The 15,506-nt window shown below is 65.1% G+C and carries 15 protein-coding genes; 11 read left to right on the top strand and 4 right to left on the bottom strand.

What is annotated here, in order from left to right:
• The first annotated feature begins 838 nt into the window (after window positions 1–838).
• From GVL12_RS13435 to GVL12_RS13450, 4 genes are all read left to right on the top strand, one after another.
• The gene (locus GVL12_RS13435) at window positions 839–2,530 is read left to right on the top strand and encodes a long-chain fatty acid--CoA ligase (protein WP_159914762.1); all 1,692 of its coding nucleotides are present in this window, start codon (window positions 839–841) and stop codon (window positions 2,528–2,530) included.
• A 100-nt stretch (window positions 2,531–2,630) separates the two neighbouring features.
• Window positions 2,631–3,638 (top strand): tripartite tricarboxylate transporter substrate binding protein, encoded by a 1,008-nt coding sequence (locus GVL12_RS13440; RefSeq protein ID WP_159914764.1) that lies wholly within the window; start codon window positions 2,631–2,633, stop codon window positions 3,636–3,638.
• Between the two features lie 46 nt (window positions 3,639–3,684).
• Entirely contained in the window at window positions 3,685–5,217 is a 1,533-nt protein-coding gene (locus GVL12_RS13445) for a class I adenylate-forming enzyme family protein (RefSeq protein WP_235033864.1), read from the top strand.
• A 109-nt stretch (window positions 5,218–5,326) separates the two neighbouring features.
• A complete protein-coding gene (locus tag GVL12_RS13450; RefSeq protein ID WP_159914768.1) occupies window positions 5,327–6,637 on the top strand; it encodes a M20/M25/M40 family metallo-hydrolase in 1,311 nt (436 codons plus the stop codon).
• 38 nt (window positions 6,638–6,675) lie between these two features.
• On the opposite strand, the gene GVL12_RS13455 is transcribed toward GVL12_RS13450, so the two are convergent.
• Window positions 6,676–7,563, bottom strand: a complete 888-nt coding sequence (locus tag GVL12_RS13455) for a LysR substrate-binding domain-containing protein (RefSeq protein ID WP_159914770.1) — start codon at window positions 7,561–7,563, stop codon at window positions 6,676–6,678.
• Between the two features lie 166 nt (window positions 7,564–7,729).
• Here GVL12_RS13455 and GVL12_RS13460 point away from each other — a divergent pair, with 166 nt between their 5' ends.
• The 5 genes from GVL12_RS13460 (at window position 7,730) to GVL12_RS13480 (ending at window position 11,817) form a co-directional block, all read left to right on the top strand.
• Complete coding sequence (locus GVL12_RS13460; protein ID WP_159914772.1) at window positions 7,730–8,692, top strand: tripartite tricarboxylate transporter substrate binding protein; 963 nt, start codon at window positions 7,730–7,732, stop codon at window positions 8,690–8,692.
• 2 nt (window positions 8,693–8,694) lie between these two features.
• Entirely contained in the window at window positions 8,695–9,924 is a 1,230-nt protein-coding gene (locus GVL12_RS13465) for a CaiB/BaiF CoA-transferase family protein (protein ID WP_200843739.1), read from the top strand.
• Between the two features lie 13 nt (window positions 9,925–9,937).
• Window positions 9,938–10,348 (top strand): cupin domain-containing protein, encoded by a 411-nt coding sequence (locus tag GVL12_RS13470; protein ID WP_159914776.1) that lies wholly within the window; start codon window positions 9,938–9,940, stop codon window positions 10,346–10,348.
• Entirely contained in the window at window positions 10,345–11,508 is a 1,164-nt protein-coding gene (locus GVL12_RS13475; protein WP_159914778.1) for an acyl-CoA dehydrogenase family protein, read from the top strand. Before GVL12_RS13470 ends, GVL12_RS13475 begins: the two co-directional genes overlap by 4 nt.
• 99 nt (window positions 11,509–11,607) lie before the next feature.
• The gene (locus tag GVL12_RS13480) at window positions 11,608–11,817 is read left to right on the top strand and encodes a hypothetical protein (RefSeq protein ID WP_159914780.1); all 210 of its coding nucleotides are present in this window, start codon (window positions 11,608–11,610) and stop codon (window positions 11,815–11,817) included.
• Window positions 11,818–11,926: 109 nt separating this feature from the next.
• Here GVL12_RS13480 and GVL12_RS13485 read toward each other — a convergent pair whose 3' ends face one another.
• Window positions 11,927–12,364, bottom strand: coding sequence for a helix-turn-helix domain-containing protein (locus tag GVL12_RS13485; protein ID WP_159914782.1), 438 nt, complete (start codon window positions 12,362–12,364; stop codon window positions 11,927–11,929).
• Window positions 12,365–12,523: 159 nt separating this feature from the next.
• Between GVL12_RS13485 and GVL12_RS13490 the strand changes: the two genes are divergently transcribed.
• A complete protein-coding gene (locus GVL12_RS13490; RefSeq protein WP_159914784.1) occupies window positions 12,524–12,853 on the top strand; it encodes a hypothetical protein in 330 nt (109 codons plus the stop codon).
• A gap of 37 nt (window positions 12,854–12,890) precedes the next feature.
• Here the strand turns inward: GVL12_RS13490 and ycaC are convergent, their stop codons facing one another.
• Window positions 12,891–13,517 carry an isochorismate family cysteine hydrolase YcaC gene (gene ycaC / locus GVL12_RS13495; RefSeq protein ID WP_159914786.1) on the bottom strand — a complete coding sequence of 209 codons (627 nt, stop codon included), beginning with the start codon at window positions 13,515–13,517 and terminating at the stop codon, window positions 12,891–12,893.
• 88 nt (window positions 13,518–13,605) lie between these two features.
• On the bottom strand, window positions 13,606–14,472 hold the full coding sequence (locus tag GVL12_RS13500) for a pirin family protein (protein WP_159914788.1): 867 nt from the start codon (window positions 14,470–14,472) through the stop codon (window positions 13,606–13,608).
• Between the two features lie 123 nt (window positions 14,473–14,595).
• Between GVL12_RS13500 and GVL12_RS13505 the strand changes: the two genes are divergently transcribed.
• Window positions 14,596–15,501 (top strand): LysR family transcriptional regulator, encoded by a 906-nt coding sequence (locus tag GVL12_RS13505; protein ID WP_159914970.1) that lies wholly within the window; start codon window positions 14,596–14,598, stop codon window positions 15,499–15,501.
• The last annotated feature ends 5 nt before the right edge of the window (window positions 15,502–15,506 follow it).

Consider the following 15,506-nt stretch of genomic DNA (forward strand, 5'->3'; position numbering starts at 1 on the left):
TTCGTGGTGATGAACTCCGTGCCCATTGCGCGGCGCGGGGCCGCGGGCACTGCGCTGTGCGCATCGCCGGAGCAAAGCGGCCTGGCCGGAACGGCTGGCGCAGTCGCCGGTTCTTCGGAGTGGACGGATGGCAGCACCGCGCTGCGCGCAGATTCCATGGCAGATCCTTCTTCACGGGGCGTTTTCTGCACCGCATGGGACGAGTTATAGAAGGCCTGGCGGGGCTGGGTAGCGGTGTAAGTTGACTTGCCAATATGTTTCTTTTAGACACAAATTGGTTAATGGATTGTTTCCAAACATTAATGAAACTTCGGGTGGAGCAAGCGTGGTCGCGTGGCTTCAAGCTGCGACATACGTGCCTGCATTGCGCCCACCGTTGTCATCCAATGGCCGCCGCGAATGGGGTAGCCAGCGGGCGTGCCTGCCGCCGGGCCGATCAGGGTGGGTCCGCGCGCCCAAACCCAGGGCAGGGGCATTGCGCGACGGCCCGGTGATTCGCAATACCAACCCCGGTCGTCCTCGCATGGCGGCGTTTTTTCCACCTTTCCGTGTCCAGAGCGCCCGTCGATCGCATTTGTCGAGCGCACCATGGCTGGCCAGTTCGCCGACAACCGCCGCACCGTTGCCGGGACGGCCGCCGGCAACAACGGCCGGATTGCGGGCTGCATGTTGTGCAACATCCGCGGCAGCCCTGCGCCCGGCCCGGCCTACCTGCAACTGTCCGCCGCGTTCTGGCCGGACGCGGGTCGCGCAGGTGACCCTTACCTAGGTCTGTTCCTAGTGCCAGCGCGGTCGCGCTGGCCTAGTCTGGGCGCTGATTTCATCTCGAGCAACATCCATGCGCCCTCACCACGCTTTCTGGCCCAAGCGGCTGCCCCATTCGATCACCGTCCCGGCCACGTCGGTGTGGGACAACCTGGCCGTCAGCGCGCGGCGCTATCCCGACAAGACGGCGCTGGTGTTCTTCGGCCGGCACCTGACCTATGGCGAACTGGCCGCGGGCGTGGAGCGCATGGCGGCCTACCTGCAGGGCCTGGGCGTGGGCGCGGGCGACCGCGTGATCGTGCTGATGCAGAACTCGCCGCAGCTGGTGTTCGCGCATTACGCGATCATGCGCGCCAACGCCGTGGTGGTGCCGGTGAACCCTATGAACCGGGCCGAAGAGCTGCAGCACTACATCACCGATCCCGATGCCAAGGTCGCATTGACCTGCGGCGATCTCGCCGGCGAACTCGCCAAGGCCAGCAATGCCTTGCCCGCGGGCAGCGGCCTGCAGCATCTGGTGGTCACGCAGTTCAGCGATGCGTTCGATGCCGACGTGCAAGGGCCTGACGCGCCGCCCGAACAATGGCGCGAATGGCTGGGCACGCGCCACCCCTTGCCTGAACTGGCCGCAGGCCAGGTCCATGCCTGGGATGAGGCGCTGGCCTGCACGGATACGTCGCCGGCGCATACCGCGGGCAGCAACGATCTGTGCGTGCTGCCGTACACCAGCGGCACCACGGGCCTGCCCAAGGGCTGCATGCACACCCACCGCAGCGTGATGCACAACGCCGTAGCATCCGGCATGTGGAGCAATGCCAGCAGCGAGCAGGTCGTGCTGGGCGTGGTGCCCATGTTCCACATCACCGGCCTGGTGTCGATGCTGCACACCTGCATCTACCTGGGCGCGACGCTGGTCATCATGCCGCGCTGGGAGCGTGAACTCGCGGGGCGGCTGATCTCGCGCTACCAGGTCACGAGCTGGACCAATATCCCGACCATGGTCATCGACCTGATGGGCAGCCCGAACTTCGACAGCTACGACCTCACCAGCCTGCGCCATATCGGCGGCGGCGGTGCCGCCATGCCCCAGGCCGTGGCCCAGCGCCTGCTCGACCAGTTCGGCCTGCGCTACATAGAAGGTTACGGCCTGACCGAAACCGCCGCGCCGTCGCACACCAATCCGCCCGACCGGCCCAAGCAGCAATGCCTGGGCATCCCTTTCATGGGCACCGACGCGCGCGTGATCGACCCCGATACGGGCCAGGAAGTGCCCCAGGGTGAGCAGGGCGAAATCGTGATCCACGGCCCCGAAGTCTTCGCCGGCTACTGGAAATGCCCCGAGGCCACGGCCGCGGCCTTCATCGAAATTGACGGCAAGCGCTTCTTCCGCTCGGGCGACCTGGGCCGCATTGACGAAGACGGTTACTTCTTCATCACCGACCGCCTCAAACGCATGATCAACGCCAGCGGCTTCAAGGTCTGGCCTGCCGAAGTCGAGGCCCTGATGTTCAAGCACCCGGCCGTGCAGGAAGCCTGCGTGATCTCGGCGCGCGACAGCTACCGCGGCGAGACCGTCAAGGCCGTGGTGGTGCTGCGCGCTTCGCACAAGGGGCAGGTCAGCGCCCAGGAAATCATCGACTGGTGCCGCGAGCACATGGCCAGCTACAAGGCGCCGCGCCAGCTGGTGTTTGTCGACGCGCTGCCCAAGAGCGGCAGCGGCAAGGTGATGTGGCGGCTGCTGCAGGAGCGCGAAGCCGCAGTGTGAAGACGGGGCTGCGCGGCCGCCGCCGCAGCCCCCTGGACTGATTCGATCAACCCTGGATTTTTAGGCTTTCAACATGACTTCGCATCCGCAAAAATGCCCCATGAATGTTCCCCCGTTGAACCGACGCACGCTGCTGCAAGGCGCAGCCGCATGGACGGGCGCCGGCGTCCTGGGCACGGCCCAGGCACAAACCGGCAAGGCCACCTGGCCGTCCAAGCCCATACGCATCATCGTGCCCTACAACGCCGGAGGAAGCACCGATGTCGTCGCGCGCACGCTGGCCGATGGCATGGCCAGACGCCTGGGCAAGCCGGTGCTGGTGGACAACCGCGGCGGCGCGTCCGGCATTCTGGGCACCGACGCGGTGGCCCGCGCCCCGGCCGATGGCCATACGCTGCTGGTGTCGCTTTCGACCTCGATGATGGTCAACCAGTTTCTCTATTCCAAACTGCCCTACAACCCGGAAAAGGACCTGGAGCTGATCACCCAGATCGCCACCGCCCCCATCGTGCTGGTCGTGCACCCCTCGGTGCCCGCCAACAACATGCAGGAGCTGCTCGAATACGTGAAGGCCAGCAAGGGCAAGCTTTCCTACGGTTCCTGGGGCCAGGGATCGCAGGCGCATCTGGTGGGCGCCTATCTGAGCAAGATGACCGACTCCGACATGACCCATGTCGCCTACAAGGGCGAGGCGCCCATGCTGCAGGACCTGCTGGGCGGCCAGTTGCAGATGTGTTTCGCGGGCGTGGCCGGCGCCAAGCCCTTTGTCGACGCGGGGCGGCTCAAGGCCATAGGATTGGTGGGCCGTGAGCGCGCGCCGACCTTGCCCCAGGTGGCGACCCTGCATGAGCAGGGCCTGACCGACGCGGCCTATTCGGTGGTCGGCTGGATAGGCATGGGCGCACCCGCGGGAATTCCCGCCGAAGTGGTGGCCCAGCTCTCCAGCCTGGTCAAGGAGCTGGCGCAGGACCCCAAGGTGCAGGAGCAGTTGGTCAACACCGGCGGCCTGGCGGTGATGGGCACGCCCCAGGCGTTCCGCGCGGCCTACCAGCGCGACGCGCCGGCCTGGAAGGCGCTGGTGGCGGCAGCGAATGTGAAGCTGGATTGACGCAAGCTCCCTGCGCCTTCTCGTCAATTTCCCCATGGAATCCCCGATGTCGTCCGATACACCGTTTCAAGCACTCTCCGACCTGATCCGCGGGCACGCGCAGGCCCAGCCTGACGCGCCCGCTGTGCGGGATGAACACCAGAGCCTCAGCTACCGGGAGCTGGATCTGCTCATGGACCGGGTTGCCGCCGCGCTGCAGCGCGATGGCGTGCAGCCCGGTGAGGCCATCGCCATCTGTGCGCTGAACTCGGCGCGCTATGCGGCGCTGTTCCTCGGGGCGCTGCGTGCCGGCGTCGTGGTGGCGCCGCTCGCGCCTTCGTCGACGGCGCAAAGCCTGGCTTCCATGCTGCGCGATGGCCAGGCACGCCATCTGTTCCTGGACAAGGGCGTCCAGGATCTGGTCGCCGAGGCGGGCACGCCCGTGCCGTGCATATCGCTCGATGGCCTGGCGCCCGGCCGGGCCTTCGATGACTGGCTGGCTGCAGACGATGCGCGGCCGCAGCCGGTGGCGGTGACGCCCGGGAGTGCGTTCAACATCATCTATTCCTCGGGCACCACCGGCACACCCAAAGGCATCGTGCAGTCGCACGGCATGCGCGCTGCGCATGTGCGCCGCGGGGGGCTGTACGGCTACGGTCCCGGGAGCACCACGCTGCTGGCGACACCGCTGTATTCCAACACCACGCTGGTGGTGTTCTTCCCCACGCTGGGATTCGGCGGCTGCGTGCAGTTGATGGCCAAGTTCGATGCGACGCGCTATCTGCAGTTGTCGCAGCAGCACCGTGTGACGCACACCATGCTGGTGCCCGTGCAGTACCAGCGCATCATGGCGCTGGCGCAATTCGGTGACTACGATCTTTCCAGCTTTCGCTTCAAGTTCTGCACCAGCGCACCGTTTCTCGCCGAGCTCAAAGCCCGGGTGCTGGCGCGCTGGCCCGGCGCCCTGACCGAGTTCTACGGCATGACCGAAGGCGGCGGCTCCTGCATCCTGGACGCCCACCTGCACCCCGCGAAACTGCACACCGTGGGCCAGCCCGCCGAAGGGCATGACATCCGCCTGATCGATGAGGAGGGGCGCGAGGTGGGCCCTGGCGAGCCGGGCGAAGTGGTCGGTCATTCGCCGGGAATGATGACGGGCTATCACAATCAGCCGGAAAAGACACGCGAGGCCGAGTGGTTCGACGCCGGGGGCAAGCGCTTCATCCGGACGGGCGATGTGGGCCGCTTCGACGCCGACGGTTTCCTGATCCTGTGCGACCGGCGCAAGGACATGATCATCAGTGGCGGCTTCAACATCTACCCCAGCGATCTGGAGGCGCAGCTGCGTGAGCACCCGGCCGTGGACGACGTCGCCGTGGTGGGCGTGCCCTCGGCGCAATGGGGCGAGACGCCGGTGGCCTTCGTGGTGCGGGGCAAGGGCCATAGCGTTGCGCCCGAAGAAATCATGGCGTGGTACAACCAGCGCGCCGGCAAGACCCAGCGCCTGGCCGATCTGCGGTGGATGGACGAACTGCCGCGCAGCCCGATCGGCAAGGTGCTGAAGCGGGATTTGCGCGAGGCCTACGTGTTATCCGTCTAGGATATGCCGCCGGGTGGATTGCCATGGGCCAGCGTCGCTTTGTCAGTGGACCGACGCCGCCCATAATGGCCGTTCCTTTCTCATCGCTTGTAGCGCAAGGGCTCCCTCCATGTCCATTCATTTGTTCGCCTCGTCTTTCGTCCGGCCCCTGGTCGCGTCCCTGTCGCTGGCCTTTGTCGCCACGCTGGCCCAGGCACAGTTGCCGACTGCGCCCCTTGCACCCCATGCGGCGGTGCACGCGCTGGCCCAGCAGGAGCAGCAGCCGCTGCTCGACACGCTGCGCGATCTGGTGCATATCGAGTCGGGCAGCAAGGACCTCGAAGGCCTGGCGAAGATCGCCGCCTTGATCGCCAGCCAGTTGCAGCAGCGCGGCGCCGCGGTGGAGATCCTGCAGCCCAGCGACGTCTACCGCCTGGACGACACGCCCGAGAAGGTCGGGCCCGTGGTGCACGCCACATTCCAGGGCCAGGGCACGAAAAAGATCATGTTCATCGCCCACATGGACACCGTCTACCTCAAGGGCATGCTCAAGGACCAGCCGTTTCGCATAGACGGCGACAAGGCCTACGGCCTGGGCATAGGCGACGACAAGCAGGGCGTGGCCACCATCATTCACACCGTGGGCATGCTGCAAAAGCTGGGCTTCAAGGACTACGGCACGCTCACGGTGCTGATCAACGGCGACGAGGAAATCAGCTCGCCCGGCTCACGCAGCACCATCACGCGCATTGCCGCCGAGCAGGACGCCGTGTTCTCGTTCGAAGGCGGCGGCGCCACCGGCGCGCTGCGCCTGGCCACCAGTGGCATAGGCGCGGCCTACCTCACGGTGGACGGCAAGGCCTCGCACGCCGGCGCATCGCCTGAAAAGGGCGTGAATGCGCTGTACGAGATGTCGCACCAGCTGCTTCAGATGAAGGAGCTGTCCAGGCCCGAGCAGGGCCTGAAGCTGAACTGGACCGTGGCCAGCGCCGGCACCAACCGCAACGTGGTGCCGGCCCAGGCCAAGGCGCAGGCCGATGCCCGGGCCCTGAAGGTGTCCGACTTCGACGCGCTTGAAAAGGAGCTGCAGGCCAAGGTGCAAAACAAGCTGCTGCCCGAATCCAGGGTGCAGGTGAAGTTTGAAGTGCGCCGCCCACCGCTGGAGGCCACCGAGGCCTCGCGCCGCGTCGCCGAGCATGGCAAGCGGATCTACCAGGAAATCGGCCTGCCGCTGTCCGTGCTGTCCGAAGCCACGGGCGGCGGCACCGATGCCGCCTTTGCCGGACTCAAGACCCGGGGCGCGGTGGTCGAAGGCATGGGGCTGAGCAGCTTCGGCGCGCATTCCAACGACGCCGAATATGTGCTCATCGACACCATCGTGCCGCGCCTGTATCTGGCCACGCGCATGGTCATGGACCTGTCCAGCGGCAAGCTCAAGTAAACCGCGCTGCCTGCGCGCAAATCACTGCGGCGCAGGCACTATTGCCGCTGGAGAATGCTTTCGGCGCACGCGATGAAGCTGCGCAGCGTGGGCGGGTAATACGCGGGGTTCCAGATCAGCATGGCCGGTGCAAGCACTTGCTCGCCTTGGATCCTGATGAATCTGACGCCGTGAACGCGCGAGCGGGCCAGTGACCTGGGTACCACGGAAACGCCCAGGCCATTGGCGACCATGGCCACGATGGTCAGCCATTGGCGCGCCGCATGGGCTATTTTCGGGTGGATTCCGGCACGCGAGAATATGGCGATCACGTTGTCATAGTTTGCCGGGGCCACATCCCGGGAAAACATCACAAAGCGCTCCTGGCTCAGTTGCTTCAACTCCACTGAATCGCACTGTGCCTGGGGATGATCTTGCGGCAAGCAGATGAGGAATTCGTCTTCCCCCATCGGCAGGGATGCCAATTGAGGAGGAACCGTGGAGGCATTCACGAACCCGGCATGAATCTGGCCGCGCAGCAGCTCGTTCACCTGGTCGGCACTCGACATCTCCCTGAGCACCACATCCACGTCCGGCATTTGCGCATTGAACTGCCTGACGATGCCCGGCACCTCCCGGTAGATCTGCGAACCGGTCATGCCGATCTCCAGTCGGCCGCGCATTCCCCGGGCGACGATCTTGGCCACATTCGACGCCCGCGCCACTTGCTCCAGGACCTGGCGCGCTTCCTCCAGGAAGGCCTCGCCCGCCTGGGTCAGCTCGACATGCTTGCTGTCGCGGATCAGCAGCTTGACTTCCAACTCATCTTCCAGTGACTTGATGGCGCTGCTCAATGGCGGTTGGGTAATGGAGAGCTTGCTGGCTGCGCGCCCGAAATGCAGCTCTTCGGCCAGCACGACAAAGTAACGAAGAAAGTGAAGCTTCATGGGGCGAAAAAGTGGGCAGGACCAAGCACGGCTCCTTCCCCAACGATTCTTAAAAAGAATCACTCTAACCAAAATGAGGATTGGACGCGAATGGTTGCGCCGGGGAAGATGGGGACGCATCGATTGACAGGACGGTGCGCATACCAATTACAACCGGAGACATGTCATGAAAATCCTTCCTCGGGCTTTGACCCTGGCGGCCAGCTTGCTGGCGGTTTCAGCGGCGATAGGCCAGACCTACCCTTCCGCGCCGGTCACGATGGTCGTGCCGTTTGCCGCCGGCAGCGGCACGGATGCCGTGGCGCGCATCGTCGCCAGAAAGCTCGGCGAGCGCCTGAAACAGCCGGTGCTGGTCGATAACCGCGCCGGCGCCAACGCGCAGATTGCCGCCCAGTTCGTGGCCAAGGCCAAGCCCGACGGCTACACCTTGTTCATGACGACCAATACGTCGCACTCCGCCAATCCCAGCCTGATACTCAATCTCAAGTACGACCCCATCAAGGATTTCACGCCGGTCGCGCGCGTGGGCGAGCTGCCGTTTGCCCTGGTCGTGGGCAAGAACGACCCTGCCAGGACGCTCAAAGAGTGGATAGCACAGGTCAAGGCCAACCCCGGAAAATTCTCCTACGCCACGCCCAACAGCACTTCGCTGGTGGCCTCCGAAACCATCAAGCGGATTGTCGGCCTGGATGTGGTGGCCATCCCCTACAAATCGAGCCCGCAGGCCCTCACGGACCTGATCGGCGGGTCGGTGCAGATGTACGTCGTCGATCTGGGTTCGGGCATGGGCATGATCAATGCAGGCAGCGTACGGGTTCTGGGCGTCACCACCAAGGAGCCGCTCAAATCGATGCCCGATGCCGTGCCCATCGTCAAGGAGGTGCCTGGATTCGACCTGACGTCCTGGAACGGAATCTTCGGACCCGCGGGCATGCCCAAGCCTGTCGTCGACAAGCTGAACCTGGAACTGCAAGAGGTTCTGGCCGACAAGGACGTGCAGAAATCGCTGGGCCAGCTGGGCTTCGAGACCTGGCCGACCAAGACGCCGGAAGAGTTCGCCCAATACGTGGCAGACCAGCTGGAGCACTGGGGCGCCCTCGTCAAGCAGGCCGGCATCCGTCCCGAATGACCATGGCCGCATCGCACTCAGCCCCCACAGCCGGTCCGCTCGCAGGCGTCAAGGTGCTCGACCTGACATCGGTCGTCATGGGGCCTTTCGCGACCCAGATCCTGGCGCAGCTGGGCGCCGAGGTCATCAAGGTCGAGACGCCCGAAGGCGACAACATGCGCCATGTGGGGCCCATGCACCATGCGGGCATGGGGCCCATCTTCCTGCATGCCAATGCGGGCAAGCGAAGCATCGTGCTGGACCTCAAGCATCCGGAGGGCCGAGAGGCCGCGCTGAAGCTGGCCGAAGGCTGCGATGTGTTCATCAGCAACGTGCGCCCCCAGGCGCTGGCGCGTCTGGGAATGGACTACGAAGCCGTGCGCCAGCGCAGCCCGCGCATCATCCATGTGAGCTGCTGCGGCTTCGACCAGGACGGGCCCGATGCCGCCCGGCCCGCCTACGACGACCTGATCCAGGGCGCGACCGGTGTTCCGTGGCTGATGGGGCAATACGGAGCGCCCGAGCCCGCCTATGTGCCGACCACGCTGGCCGATCGCGTGACGGGCCTGCACACGGTTTACGCCGTCACGGCGGCGCTTTATGCGCGCAGCCAGTCCGGCGTGGGCCAGGCCGTGGTGGTGCCGATGTTCGAGGCCATGGCGCAGTTCATCCTGGGCGATCACATGGCCGGCCTGAGCTTCGAGCCGCCGATTGGAAAACCCGGCTACGCACGGCTGCTGACGCCGCACCGCAAGCCTTATGTCACCAGCGATGGCATGTTGTGCGTGCTGATCTACAACGACAAGCACTGGAAGAGTTTCTTTGCCGCCATAGGCGAAGCCGAAGGGCTGGCGCGCGATCCCCGCTTTGCAACGCACAGCGCGCGCGCCGCCCACATCGATGCGGTGTATGCCGAAGTCGCTCGCCTGATGCGCACCCGCACCACCGCGCAATGGCGCGTGCTGCTGGACGCCGCCGACGTGCCCAACATGCCGATGAACAGCCCGCAAGACCTGCTGGCCAATCCGCAGCTGCGTGCCACGGGGTTTGTGAGCGACACGGTGCATCCCACAGAAGGGCCCATGCACGCGCTGGCGCACCCGACGAAGTGGTCGGCCACGCCGCCCGCGCGCAGTTTTTCCCCCGCGCCACGCCTGGGTGAACACACCCGCGAACTCCTCGAAGAAGCCGGCTACACGCCGCAGCGCATAGCCGCCTTGCTCGCGCAGGGCGCTTGCCGAACCGACCCCTGAAAGAAAGATCCACATGCCTCCAAGCTACCTGGTGCGCAGCGCCGATGTGCCGGCCTATCAGCCCGCCAACCACCACCACACCTGGAACCAACGGCTGATCGGTCCCGAGACCGTAGGCGCCCAGCAGATGGAAGTGCTGCTGGGCACGCTGCACAAGGGCGGCGGCGCCTTGCCCCATGCCCACCCCGGCATCGAGCAGGCCTGCTATCTGCTCGAAGGCTCGGCCCATGTCGAAGTGGCCGGCCAGTCGTTCGAGATGGCGCCCGGCGACACCTGCTTTTTTCCTGCCGACCAGATGCATGTCTTCACCGTCACCAGCGACACCCCGGTGAAGCTGCTGGTGATCTACAGCCCGCCCTACGGCGAATCGCCCGACAAGGTGGTTCGCCCCGGCAATGCCACTTCGAACGGAGGCGCCCAATGAACTTCGCCCACACCCCTGAACAGGAACAGATCCGCGACGCCATCGAGCGCGTCTGTGCCCCATTCGATGCCGACTACTGGCTGCGCAAGGACCAGGAAGGCGGCTTTCCCGATGATTTTCACCAGGCGCTGGCTGCGTCCGGCTGGCTGGGCATTGCCATGCCCGAAGCCTACGGCGGTGCCGGCCTGGGCATCAGTGAAGCGGCGCTGATGACGCAGACGATTTCCGCCACCGGTGCCGGTCTGTCCGGTGCCTCGGCGGTCCACATGAACATCTTCGGCCTGCACCCGGTCGTGGTGTTTGGCACCGATGAACAAAAGCAGCGCTGGTTGCCGCCGCTGATCGCGGGCACGGACCGCGCCTGCTTCGGCGTGACCGAACCCAATACCGGGCTCAATACCTTGAAGCTCAAGACGCGTGCAGTGCGCGACGGCGACCACTATGTCGTGCACGGCCAGAAGGTCTGGATCAGCACGGCCCAGGTGGCCAACAAGATCCTGCTGCTGGCGCGCACCACGCCGATAGAGGAGTGCCAGGGCACGCAAGGCCTGAGCCTGTTCTATACCGACATGGACCGCAGCAAGGTGGAAGTGCGTGAAATCGAAAAGCTGGGCCGCAAATGCGTGGACTCCAACCAGGTGTTCATCGACGGCCTGCGCATTCCCGTGGAGGACCGTGTCGGCGAGGAAGGCAAGGGCTTCAGCTACATCCTGCACGGCCTGAACCCGGAGCGCATCCTGATCGCCAGCGAGGCCGTGGGCCTGGGGCGCGCGGCCTTGAAGCGGGCCGCGGGTTATGCGAACGAGCGCGAAGTGTTCGGCCGTCCTATCGGCCAGAACCAGGGCATACAGCACCCGCTGGCCAAATCCTGGATGGAGCTCGAAGCCGCCGACCTGATGGTGCACAAGGCCGCCTGGCTGTATGACCAGCATCTGCCCTGCGCGGCCGAAGCCAACAGCGCCAAGTACCTGGCCGCGGAAGCCTGTTACCACGCTTGTGAAAACGCCATCTTCACCCACGGCGGCATGGGCTATGCCAAGGAATACCACGTCGAGCGCTACCTGCGCGAGTCCTGGATTCCGCGCCTGGCTCCTGTGAGCCCGCAACTGATCCTGTGCTTTATTGCCGAGAAAGTGCTGGGCCTGCCCAAGTCCTATTGAGTCGGGTGCAGCGGGCGCAGGCACACGGTCGTGCCTTTGAAAAAACACGGCCGGCGTTTTGCGGCCACAATGCGGGTTCTCTTGAATTTGGAAACATCTGTGAACCAACCCATTGCACACGCCGAACTGATTGCCAACTACCGCAAGGTCGCGGCCGATGCCGCCACGAAGGCGCAAAAAGTGCAGGCTGCAGCCTCCAAGGGTCCGGCGGTCGCCAAATCGGCAAGTGACACCGCGGCCAAGGCTGCGCGTCGACGCGATGTGCTCGCTTCCAAGCTGGCCAAGCTGGGCGTGGTGCTGGCTGACTGACCTGCCACGCGCAGCGATCCGCAGATCGCAAAAATGGCGGCGAGTCCTCTGTGGCTCGCCGCCATTTTTTTGCCTGGCGTTCAGTGCGGCGCTGGGCAGCGCCGCACGCTCATTCCGGGTAGACGGCCTTGATGGCGCGCGTGCCCAGTACTGCGCCCGTGACCGCATCGATTGCAACGGGCTGTACTTCGGTGCCGGTTTGCGCGTCCAGCAGCCGAACCATGGACCCGTAACCGCGGTGCTTTCGCCCCCAGGCGCCAATCAGCAGCAGCACCGGCAGGAAATCGCGGCCGGCCTGGGTCAGAACGTATTCATCGCGCGGCGGGCGCTCGGAGTACTGGCGCTTTTCCAGCAGCTTTTCTTCCGTCAGCGCGGCGAGCCGCTTGGTCAGCATGGTGGGCGCGATGCCAAGACTTTTCTTGAATTGCTCGAAGCGGGTCATGCCCGCGTTCGCATCGCGCAGGATCAGCATGGTCCAGGCGTCGCCCAGCAGGTTGAGGCTGCGGGCAATGGGGCAGGGGCCTTCGGCAGATTTTTTTGAGTCCATATCTTTTCAGTATTGACTAACTATTGTTTCGATACTAACATCCAGACCACAGCCAGTCCAGCAAAGCCTGGGGAACGTCACGAGCTCCTGCGCATTCTGCGGCCAGGCAAGGCGTTCCGGTTGTCGAAGACGTTAAATCAAATTGAAAAGGAAATGAAAATGGCCACCCCATCGAACGCAGCCTCTCGCGCCATCGCCCAACGCGCGCTCCCGTCGCTGGCGACCTCACTTGCGCTGTCGCTTGCCTTCATTCTTCCGGTGCATGCCCAGGAAAAATCCGTGGAAAAGCGCGACGCGGCGACGTCCCGTGCAGAGGTCGTTGCCGACCTTGCGCTGTGGCGCCGCGCCGGACTCGACCGGTCCGAGCCGCTGCACAGCTCCTACAGCCTCCAGTCGTCGGAATATGGCGCAGCCCACCAGGAGTACCTGCGCCTGCGCGCCAGCGACGAATTCCAGCGCGAAGTCCAGAAGGCGCTGGCGCAAAGATAAGCGCGAGCAGTGCAATGCCCGCGCCCGCCGCTGGCGTCTACTTGCCCTGGGTCAGCTGGGCGTAGCTGGTCATCAGATTGCGGTAATCGGGAATGTGGTTGGCGAACAGCGTGCCCAGGCCTTCGACATCATTGCGCCAGTCGCGGTGCAGCTCGCAGGCCACGCCGAACCAGGTCATGAGCTGCGCGCCCGCGGACGACATGCGGTCCCAGGCCGACTGGCGCGTGAGTTCATTGAACGTGCCTGACGCGTCGGTGACGACAAAGACCTCGAAGCCTTCGGCAATCGCCGACAGCGCGGGGAAGGCCACGCAGACTTCGGTGACGACGCCGGCGATCAGCAACTGCTTCTTGCCCGTGGCCTTGATCGCCTTGACGAAGTCCTCGTTGTCCCAGGCGTTGATCTGCCCGGGCCGGGCGATATAGGGCGCATCGGGAAACTGGGCCTTGAGTTCGGGCACCAGCGGGCCGTTCGGGCCTTCCTCGAAGCTCGTGGTCAGGATGGTCGGTAACTTGAAGTAGCTCGCGAGGTCGGCGAGCGCGAGCACGTTGTTCTTGAACTTGTCGGGGTCGATGTCGCGCACCAGGGACAGCAGGCCGGTCTGGTGGTCGACGAGCAGCACGGCGACGTCGTTCTTGTCGAGGCGGACATAAGGCTTGGACATGGTATTTCTCCTTGAAACTCACGATCAATGCCCGTGAGGGCGGGAAAACCCAGTGCGATCGGCGGTAGAGCCTGTCGCACTGGCGATATCAGGCGTGCATTTGCCCGAAGCGGCCGCTGTTGAAGTCGGCGATCGCTTCGGCAATCTCGGCCTGGGTGTTCATCACGAACGGCCCATGGCCCACGATGGGCTCGGCTATGGGTTCACCGCCGAGCAGCAGCAGCGTCGCATCGCTGTTGGCTTCGATTTCCACGCCGCTGCCGCTGCGCTCGAACTGCACCAGCTGGCCTTCGCGCACGACTTCCTGGCCGTTGACCAGCACCGTGCCATGCAGCACCACCAGCGCCAGCGTATGGCCGTCGGGCGTATCGAAGCGCGCCACGCGGCCTTGCTGGAGCCGCACGTCCCAGACGTCGACCGGCGTGAAAGTCTGCGCCGGGCCGCGGTGGCCGTCAAACGCTCCGGCGATCACGCGCACCTGGCCCGCGCCATGGGGCAGCGGCACCGACGGAATCTGCGCGTCGACCAGCGTCTGGTAGCGTGGCGCGGCAAGCTTGTCCCTGGCGGGCAGGTTGACCCACAGCTGCACCATTTCCAGCGTGCCGCCGCGTTCGGTGAATGCCTGCGAATGGAACTCTTCATGCAGGATGCCGCTGGCCGCGGTCATCCACTGCACGTCGCCCGGGCCGATCAGGCCGCCGGCGCCCGTGGAGTCGCGGTGTTCCACTTCGCCCTGGTAGACGATGGTCACGGTCTCGAAGCCGCGGTGCGGGTGCTGGCCCACGCCGCGCGGCTGCGCGGTCGGCGTGAACTGCGCCGGGCCCGCGTAGTCGAGCAGCAGGAACGGGCTCAGATGGGCGCCGTGGCTGTTGTAGCTGAACAGCGAGCGCACGGGAAAGCCGTTGCCCACCCAGTGCGGGCGGGGCGCGCTGTAGGTTCCGAGGATTTTCTTCATGGCTTTTCTCCTGTGGCACGAGGCGGTGCCTCGAATGCATGCCTGAAGAATAAATCCAGAACGAAACTGGCGGTAGTCCGCAAAAATTGCGTTCATCGTTCCATTTGAGGAACAATGAATGCGATGAGAGATCTCAACGACCTTTATTACTACGTGCAAGTGGTCGAGCATGGCGGCTTCGCGCCCGCGGGCCGCGCGCTGGGCGTGCCCAAGTCCAAGCTCAGCCGGCGCATCGCGCTGCTCGAGGAGCGCCTGGGCGTGCGCCTGATACAGCGCTCGACGCGTAGCTTCGCGGTGACCGAAATCGGCCAGACCTATTACCAGCACTGCAAGGCGATGCTGGTCGAGGCCGACGCGGCCGAGGAAGCGATTGCGCTGACCCAGGCCGAGCCCTGTGGCGCGGTGCGCATGACCTGCCCGGTAGCGCTGCTCGACGCGCGCGTCGCCGCAATGCTGTCGGCGTTCATGGCGCAGTACCCACGCGTGCAGATTCAGCTGGAGGAAACCAATCGCCGTGTCGACGTGCTCGGCGAAGGCATCGACCTTGCGATCCGCGTGCGCCCGCCGCCGCTCGATGACAGCGATCTGGTGATGCGCGTGCTCGGCGAGCGCGACCAGTGCCTCGTGGCAAGCCCGCTGCTGCTCGCGAAAACCGGTGTTCCGCGCCACCCCGCGGACCTCGCCGGCCTGCCCAGCATGGGCCTGGGCCAGCCGCAGAATGACCATGTCTGGGCGCTGATCGGGCCCGATGGCGCGCAGGCCAACATCCATCACCAGCCGCGCTTCATCACCCAAGGCATGGTCGCGCTGCGCACCGCGGCCATCGCGGGCGTGGGCATCGTGCAACTGCCGCGGATGATGGTCGGCGGGCATTGCGCGCGCGGCGAACTCGTCGAAGTGCTGCCCGGCTGGGCGCCGCAGCGCGAGATCATCCATGTGGTGTTCGCTTCGCGGCGCGGGCTGCTGCCTTCGGTCAGGGCTTTACTTGATTTTCTTGCCGAGCAGTTTGCCGCGCTGCAGGAGGATTGAGGGCT

The organism is Pantoea sp. 18069 (assembly GCF_902706035.1).
Classification (GTDB): Bacteria; Pseudomonadota; Gammaproteobacteria; order Burkholderiales; family Burkholderiaceae_C; genus Comamonas.

Coding starts and splice junctions, on each gene's coding strand:
- GVL12_RS13435 (WP_159914762.1), top strand. CDS start 839: ATGCGCCCTCACCACGCTTTCTGGCCCAAGCGGCTGCCCCATTCGATC.
- GVL12_RS13440 (WP_159914764.1), top strand. CDS start 2,631: ATGAATGTTCCCCCGTTGAACCGACGCACGCTGCTGCAAGGCGCAGCC.
- GVL12_RS13445 (WP_235033864.1), top strand. CDS start 3,685: ATGTCGTCCGATACACCGTTTCAAGCACTCTCCGACCTGATCCGCGGG.
- GVL12_RS13450 (WP_159914768.1), top strand. CDS start 5,327: ATGTCCATTCATTTGTTCGCCTCGTCTTTCGTCCGGCCCCTGGTCGCG.
- GVL12_RS13455 (WP_159914770.1), bottom strand. CDS start 7,563: ATGAAGCTTCACTTTCTTCGTTACTTTGTCGTGCTGGCCGAAGAGCTG.
- GVL12_RS13460 (WP_159914772.1), top strand. CDS start 7,730: ATGAAAATCCTTCCTCGGGCTTTGACCCTGGCGGCCAGCTTGCTGGCG.
- GVL12_RS13465 (WP_200843739.1), top strand. CDS start 8,695: ATGGCCGCATCGCACTCAGCCCCCACAGCCGGTCCGCTCGCAGGCGTC.
- GVL12_RS13470 (WP_159914776.1), top strand. CDS start 9,938: ATGCCTCCAAGCTACCTGGTGCGCAGCGCCGATGTGCCGGCCTATCAG.
- GVL12_RS13475 (WP_159914778.1), top strand. CDS start 10,345: ATGAACTTCGCCCACACCCCTGAACAGGAACAGATCCGCGACGCCATC.
- GVL12_RS13485 (WP_159914782.1), bottom strand. CDS start 12,364: ATGGACTCAAAAAAATCTGCCGAAGGCCCCTGCCCCATTGCCCGCAGC.
- GVL12_RS13490 (WP_159914784.1), top strand. CDS start 12,524: ATGGCCACCCCATCGAACGCAGCCTCTCGCGCCATCGCCCAACGCGCG.
- ycaC (WP_159914786.1), bottom strand. CDS start 13,517: ATGTCCAAGCCTTATGTCCGCCTCGACAAGAACGACGTCGCCGTGCTG.
- GVL12_RS13500 (WP_159914788.1), bottom strand. CDS start 14,472: ATGAAGAAAATCCTCGGAACCTACAGCGCGCCCCGCCCGCACTGGGTG.
- GVL12_RS13505 (WP_159914970.1), top strand. CDS start 14,596: ATGAGAGATCTCAACGACCTTTATTACTACGTGCAAGTGGTCGAGCAT.